At 54.3% G+C, this 2,591-nt stretch carries 2 protein-coding genes and 1 pseudogene; 1 reads left to right on the top strand and 2 read right to left on the bottom strand.

Annotated elements, in window-relative coordinates; all coding sequences use genetic code 11:
- A pseudogene (locus B7449_RS24810) lies at positions 1-224 on the top strand (IS91 family transposase); the annotation flags it as partial.
- A 401-nt stretch (positions 225-625) separates the two neighbouring features.
- On the opposite strand, the gene B7449_RS16475 reads toward B7449_RS24810, so the two are convergent.
- A complete protein-coding gene (locus B7449_RS16475; protein WP_235721298.1) occupies positions 626-1,363 on the bottom strand; it encodes a hypothetical protein in 738 nt (245 codons plus the stop codon).
- 166 nt (positions 1,364-1,529) lie between these two features.
- Complete coding sequence (locus tag B7449_RS16470; RefSeq protein ID WP_235721299.1) at positions 1,530-2,351, bottom strand: AraC family transcriptional regulator; 822 nt, start codon at positions 2,349-2,351, stop codon at positions 1,530-1,532.
- Positions 2,352-2,591 lie beyond the last annotated feature (240 nt).

Below are 2,591 nucleotides of genomic sequence, written 5' to 3'. Positions count from 1 at the left end.
ATGGCCTGCTGGCCAGTTCCAGCCGCAAGGCCAGCCTCGCCCGGATGCGGGAACTGCTGAATGTCATATCCACACCAACGCCAGAAGGCCCGAAAGCCGAACCGGTCACGCCACCGCCGTGCCCATACTGCGGTGGTCCGATGATCAACATCCAGATCCTTCCCCGATGGTGCCAGTCCCGAGAGCCGCACCGGGCGACTGATCCGGCCGGGGGATCACCATGACAGCCCGCGGAGGCCATAGCATGACCGATTCCGATGCCGGAGTGGCTCCGCTCCGGCAAACAGAGGTTCCTGTAAACATCACAGGAAAACCCGGAAAAATCGCTGTCTGCACCGCCAGTTCTGTCATCGCGTCATGCAGATCCGGTCATAAAAAACCCGTGCCAGTTCCACAAACACACCTGTATGCTCTGGCTCAGAGATCTCCCCCCGGGGGGGCGCCAGTTGCAAATTCCCCATAACTGAGACCCCGTATCGCGGGTTCGGTCTTTCCAGACTTTCGTACGCCTCGCGGCGCCCGAAACCCTTCATGAGAGCGGAATGTCTGCTTTCCGGTATGAACCCGCAGAAACAGACGTCTGCGCAAATCCCTGCTCGGTCTCAGGCTGCAGACACGAGGTCCATTATTCGGCCCAGTAATTCATGTCATGGACATGCACGCTTAGCGCAAGATTTCGAGGGGCTTGCAGTAGCGCTGTATAAGGAGACAAATACATCTGATCGGAAACTTCGATTTTAGACTTGACGTCCTTATCCAGATCAATCGTTCCGTTGAAGCCAGAAATAAGCACAGACCCGTTTCCAGAGCCGCGATAGAGAAGGCAGCCAACCACACCAAGGTATACCTGACGTTGTTGCTGCACACTTAACACTCTAGCCGCTTCGTTTCTTAGATCTTCGAATGATGACTGAAAAGTGATATAACCGCCGTCGTTACTGGTTTCCTGAGGAAAGACGAGGTCGCCATCTGAATCAAAGTTTTTTGCGAAGTTTTTGCAGGCTTGCCTCGGATCCGGACCAGCCCCGATCACGTAAATTTTTGCGAAAAATTGCACATCCTCAGCTAACCCTAACCCCAGGTTTTTGTACGCTGGATGAGCATTAAATTTAAAGACAGATCCTATTTCATCAGAGTAAATTGAAATGGAAGTATCCGTAATGGATAATATTTTTAACCAAGGCCGGGTTTGGGAAAATAATGCGTCCTGCGCGATAGCGGTCTGTTTAGTAGATGCCATTGATTGAATGTGAGCTTCGCCTACTGCACGCCATGCATAAAAAGCACTAAATCCTCCTGCAATCGCGGCAATCATAGCGAAAACGAGCGATATTAACGCTATTACACGATCAATCGTCGACATAATACAAACATCCGTAAATTCGTTCTGCAGCCTTTTTTTAATAACACCTTCCGCTTACTGGAAGTCCGATAATTATAATTGACGCCCCGCAAGAGGACGAAAACAGTCGGTCGGACTTATCGTCTCACGGCCAAGTGTCTTCGACGAAAAACGAAATCTTTCATTATTACACAGACTGATAATCAGACCATTCAACCTGGTCACGAAATCGACTGGGCGGACTGCCCAGTGTCTTGCGGAATGCAAACGCAAACGCGGATGCCGTGGAATAACCAAGAGCATGCGCGACCTCTCCAACTGGCAGTCCTGATGACAGCATGCCAACGGCGGCCTGCATCTGCACCTGCCGACGATAGTGACTGAAGCTCATGCCAATCTCAGCTTCAAACAACCGGGCCAGCGTCCGGCTGCTGGCCCCAGCCACATCCTGCCATTCGGATAGTGACCGGCCATCCGCCGGAGAGGCCATCAGCGCATCCGTGACACGCCGCAGCCGTGCATCCGAAGGACGCGGTACACCCAGAGGTTCGGAGTGTGCCAATGCAATCTGGTCCAGCAGCACCGCCACCATGCGCGACGCCGGTGAAGGAACGGGATAATCTGCCGGGCATCTGGCAACCGCATCAATCAGTTCCTGCAACAGCGTTGTAAGGGCGATGATGCGACAGGCTGGCAGAAAATCCCGGCACATCTGCGGTGCAACCAGCACGGCACGCAGCCTGGTTTCCTTGGGGCTGTGAACGGCATGCACCACACCCGGTGGCAGCAGGAGCGCCCGACCGGGCGGTACCAGCCACTGGTTATCTTCCGTCGTGACGCGGATTACGCCATGCGTGGTCGCCAGAAGCTGCCCGAGGTCAGTGTGACAATGAGGTTCGACATCCGCAGCTTCCACATGATGCTCCGCATGCACGCGCACTGGACGTAGCTTTGTAGGAGGCGTGCGATCAGCAAGACTGCTGGCCTGCAGGGATCGGGATTGCTTCATCTGGCATATTTTCGACAGTTTATGGCATCCTGTCGAGCGCCGGATAAAAAATCAGCCTGTATAGCAGAGGGCATGACACGTTCCGCCAAAACGCTTCTGCCCTGGCTGATGATCTTCGGTGCCAGTATCTGCCTGCGTACCGGAATTGCGTCCCTCTCTCCCATCCTAGACCGGATCGAACGAACTCTTGCCATCTCCAACGCCGAACTGGGCTTGCTGACCACGCTTCCAGTCCTGTGC

Origin of the sequence: Komagataeibacter intermedius TF2 (assembly GCF_000964425.1) — a bacterium.
GTDB classification, from domain to species: Bacteria; Pseudomonadota; Alphaproteobacteria; order Acetobacterales; family Acetobacteraceae; genus Komagataeibacter; species Komagataeibacter intermedius.
This window is presented reverse-complemented; position numbering and strand designations above follow the sequence as displayed.